General features: G+C 61.0%; 5 protein-coding genes. All 5 read left to right on the top strand.

The window, feature by feature from the left end:
• The first annotated feature begins 221 nt into the window (after nt 1-221).
• The 5 genes from dadA to D6877_RS23890 all read left to right on the top strand — a co-directional run bounded on the left by dadA (nt 222) and on the right by D6877_RS23890 (nt 4,250).
• Complete coding sequence (gene dadA / locus D6877_RS23910) at nt 222-1,526, top strand: D-amino acid dehydrogenase (RefSeq protein ID WP_122506211.1); 1,305 nt, start codon at nt 222-224, stop codon at nt 1,524-1,526.
• Complete coding sequence (locus tag D6877_RS23905) at nt 1,498-1,851, top strand: RidA family protein (protein WP_016772564.1); 354 nt, start codon at nt 1,498-1,500, stop codon at nt 1,849-1,851. The genes dadA and D6877_RS23905 overlap by 29 nt, the downstream gene beginning before the upstream one ends.
• A gap of 93 nt (nt 1,852-1,944) precedes the next feature.
• Nucleotides 1,945-3,018 (top strand): alanine racemase, encoded by a 1,074-nt coding sequence (alr, locus tag D6877_RS23900; RefSeq protein ID WP_130912303.1) that lies wholly within the window; start codon nt 1,945-1,947, stop codon nt 3,016-3,018.
• Nucleotides 3,019-3,106: 88 nt separating this feature from the next.
• Nucleotides 3,107-3,655 (top strand): cupin domain-containing protein, encoded by a 549-nt coding sequence (locus tag D6877_RS23895; protein WP_016772566.1) that lies wholly within the window; start codon nt 3,107-3,109, stop codon nt 3,653-3,655.
• Nucleotides 3,656-3,836: 181 nt separating this feature from the next.
• The gene (locus D6877_RS23890) at nt 3,837-4,250 is read left to right on the top strand and encodes a c-type cytochrome (RefSeq protein WP_130912302.1); all 414 of its coding nucleotides are present in this window, start codon (nt 3,837-3,839) and stop codon (nt 4,248-4,250) included.
• Nucleotides 4,251-4,256 lie beyond the last annotated feature (6 nt).

The following is a 4,256-nucleotide window of genomic DNA, read 5'->3' as shown; positions in this document are numbered from 1 at the left end:
TGCAGGATGCGCAAGATGTTGCGGTCGATCTTGTCCAGCTCACGTTTGGTCTGAGTGTTGGTACGCATAGGGGATGCGCCTCCGTGAAAAGGGTTTTTGCCGAGAATTGTCGCCAAATATAGGCGCTTATATAGTGAAAAGCACTGGCATTTCTTTTTTACACTGCGCCCATCATTGCTCTAACAAACAGTTCGGCGAAAAGCCTCGATGAGGGATTGAAAATGCGCGTCATGGTCTTGGGTAGCGGCGTCATCGGTACCGCCAGTGCTTACTATCTGGCCCGTGCCGGGTTTGAAGTGGTGGTGGTCGACCGGCAGCCTGCTGCGGCCATGGAGACCAGTTTCGCCAACGCCGGGCAGGTCTCGCCGGGTTACGCCTCGCCGTGGGCCGCGCCGGGCGTGCCGCTCAAGGCCATCAAGTGGTTGCTTCAGCGCCACGCGCCATTGGCGATCAAGGCCACCGCCGACATCGACCAATACCTGTGGATGGCGCAAATGCTGCGCAACTGCACCGCCAGCCGTTACGCGGTGAACAAGGAGCGCATGGTGCGTCTGTCCGAGTACAGCCGTGACTGCCTCGATGAATTGCGCGCCGAAACCGGTATCGCCTACGAAGGCCGCAGCCTCGGCACCACGCAGTTGTTCCGCACTCAGGCGCAACTGGATAACGCCGCCAAAGACATCGCCGTGCTGAAAGAATCCGGTGTGCCGTTTGAAGTCCTCGACCGCGCCGGCATCGCCCGCGTCGAACCGGCGCTGGCAGGCGTGACTGACATTCTCGCTGGCGCGCTGCGTCTGCCCAATGACCAGACCGGCGACTGCCAGATGTTCACCACCCGTCTCGCCGAAATGGCGCGCAAGCTCGGTGTGGAATTCCGCTTCGGCCAGGACATCCAGAAGCTCGATTACGCCGGTGACCGCATCAACGGTGTGTGGATCGACGGCAAGCTGGAAACCGCTGACCGCTACGTGCTGGCGCTCGGCAGCTACTCGCCGCAGTTGCTCAAGCCGCTGGGCATCAAGGCCCCGGTGTATCCGCTCAAGGGCTACTCGCTGACCGTGCCGATCACCAACCCGGACATGGCGCCAACGTCGACCATTCTCGACGAGACCTACAAGGTCGCGATCACCCGTTTCGACAACCGCATCCGCGTCGGCGGCATGGCCGAGATCGCCGGTTTTGACCTGTCGCTGAACCCGCGTCGGCGCGAAACCCTGGAGATGATCGTCAACGACCTTTATCCTCAGGGCGGCAATCTGGCCGAAGCGAGTTTCTGGACCGGCCTGCGCCCGACCACGCCGGACGGTACGCCGATCGTTGGCGCCACGCCGTTCAAGAATCTGTTCCTCAACACCGGTCACGGTACGCTTGGCTGGACCATGGCCTGCGGTTCCGGCCGTTTGCTCGCCGACCTGATGGCGAAGAAAAAGCCGCAGATCAGCGCTGAAGGCCTCGATATTTCCCGTTACGGCAACCAGACCCAGGAGTCCGCAAAACATGTCAATCCAGCGCCAGCTCACCAATGAGCGCATGAGTCAGATCGTCAGCCACAACGGCACCGTGTATCTGGCCGGGCAGGTCGGCGACGACTTCGACGCCGGAATTGAACAGCAGACCCGCGACGTGCTCGCCAATATCGAACGTCTGCTCGATCTGGCCGGGACGGACAAACAGCATCTGTTGTCGGCAACGATCTATTTGAACGACATCGAAGCGCACTTCGCCGGAATGAACGCGGTGTGGGACCAGTGGCTGCCCAAAGGCGCCGCGCCGGCCCGCGCCACCGTCGAAGCGAAGATGGCCAAGCCGAGCATTCTGGTGGAGATCTCCATCGTCGCCGCGCTGCCATAACGTTCCCAAGATCCCTCTCCCGGTGCTGTTGGCGGTTCACGTCGTCAGTCAGCGCCGGTTTTTCTTCCCATGACCGCCCAGAAGTCTGCCGCCATGCGTCCTGCCCGTGCCCTGATCGACCTTCAAGCCCTGCGTCACAACTACCGAATTGCCCGTGAAGTCACCGGCGCCAAGGCGCTCGCGGTGATCAAGGCGGACGCCTATGGCCATGGCGCGGTGCGTTGCGCCCAGGCGCTGGAAGCCGAGGCGGATGGTTTTGCCGTGGCTTGTATCGAAGAAGCTCTGGAGCTGCGTTCCGCCGGGATTCGCGCACCGGTATTGCTGCTGGAAGGCTTCTTCGAAGCTGACGAGCTAGCGCTGATCGTCGAGCATGATTTCTGGTGCGTGGTGCATTCGCTGTGGCAGCTCGAAGCGATCGAGCAGGCAGTCCTGAGCAAACCGATCACGGTATGGCTCAAGCTCGATTCCGGCATGCACCGCGTCGGCCTGCATCCGAAAGATTATCCAGCGGCCTATCAGCGTCTGCTGGCCAGCGGCAAAGTGGCGAAAATCGTATTGATGAGCCATTTCGCCCGCGCTGATGAACTGCACGCGCAGAGCAGTACCGAGCAGGTGGCGGTGTTCGAAGCGGCGCGTCAGGGTCTGGCGGCGGAAGTCAGCCTGCGCAACTCGCCAGCTGTGCTCGGTTGGCCAGAATTCCAAAGCGATTGGGTACGCCCGGGCATCATGCTCTACGGCGCGACCCCGTTCGAAGAAGCCAACGCCGTCGCTGAACGCCTGCAACCGGTGATGACCCTCGAATCGAAAGTCATCAGCGTGCGTGAATTGCCGGCCGGCGAGCCGATCGGTTATGGCGCCAGGTTCATCACCGACAAGCCGATGCGCATCGGCGTGGTCGCCATGGGTTACGCCGACGGCTACCCGCGCCAGGCACCGACCGGCACACCCGTGCTGGTGGCGGGCAAACCCAGCCGCCTGCTCGGGCGCGTGTCGATGGACATGCTCTGCATCGATCTGACCGACGTAGCGGAAGCGGGGCTTGGTTCAACTGTCGAGCTGTGGGGTAAAAACATCCTCGCCAGCGACGTGGCAAAGTGGGCCGATACCATCCCGTATCAGATCTTCTGCAACCTGAAACGGGTGCCAAGGCTCTATTCCGAGGGTTAACGCCGCTGCGGGGGCCAGCTGTTGTAAATACTGAACGCTGTCGCCATGATAACGCTCAATATTCTTACAACATCAGGAGGCTCCCGCCTTGGACGTCGGTGAACGACTGCAATCGATCCGCAAGCTCAAAGGGCTTTCCCAGCGTGAACTCGCCAAACGCGCGGGCGTCACCAACAGCACCATTTCGATGATCGAAAAGAACAGCGTCAGCCCTTCGATCAGTTCGCTGAGAAAGGTGCTCGGCGGCATTCCCATGTCGATGGTCGAGTTCTTTTCCGAAGAGATCCTGCAGGACCAACCGACTCAGATCGTCTACAAGGCCAATGAGCTGATCGACATCTCCGACGGCGCCGTGACCATGAAACTGGTCGGCCGCGCCCACCCGAGCCGCGCCATCGCGTTCCTCAACGAAATCTACCCGCCGGGCGCCGACACCGGCGAAGAAATGCTCACCCACGAAGGCGAGGAAACCGGAATTCTGGTCGAAGGCCGCCTCGAACTGGTGGTGGGTCTGGAAACTTTTATCCTCGAAGCCGGCGACAGCTACTATTTTGAAAGTACCAAGCCGCATCGTTTCCGTAACCCGTTCGACGTGCCGGCGCGACTAATCAGCGCAGCCACGCCGGCGAATTTCTAAGCAGAAGGCGCCAGGCCAATACGGCAAAGGCCCCAGAACCGTTTTACCGATGGGCAACAAGACCCCTCTAACCATGGGGTTGTTTCAGTACAGCGGCCTACCCGCTATACTTGCGCCCGCCTGCGAACCGTGGCCGCAGGCGTGAATAGCCACCATTGAGGGTGAACGCGTGAACCTAATTATGAAAATGCTGGCTGCACCAGCAACCGTAGTGGCCCTATGGGCTGTCAGCGCTCAAGCTGCGACAAATGACGACATCGCCAAACGCCTCGAGCCCGTCGGCCAGGTGTGTGTTCAAGGGCAGGAATGCAAAGGCATGGAAGTGGCCGCGACGGCTGGCGGCGGTGGCGGGGCGAAGGCGCCTAAAGACGTGATCGCCAAGCACTGCAACGCTTGCCACGGCACGGGCCTGCTTGGCGCGCCGAAGATCGGCGACAAGGCAGCCTGGAAGGAGCGGGCCGATCATCAGGGTGGTCTGGACGGCATCCTCGCCAAGGCCATCACCGGCATCAACGCCATGCCACCAAAAGGCACCTGCGCCGATTGCTCCGATGAAGAGCTCAAGGGTGCGATCAAAGAGATGTCCGGTCTGTAATCAGCG

The organism is Pseudomonas sp. Sample_9, from assembly GCF_004307535.1.
GTDB lineage: Bacteria > Pseudomonadota > Gammaproteobacteria > Pseudomonadales > Pseudomonadaceae > Aquipseudomonas > Aquipseudomonas mercuritolerans.
This window is presented reverse-complemented; position numbering and strand designations above follow the sequence as displayed.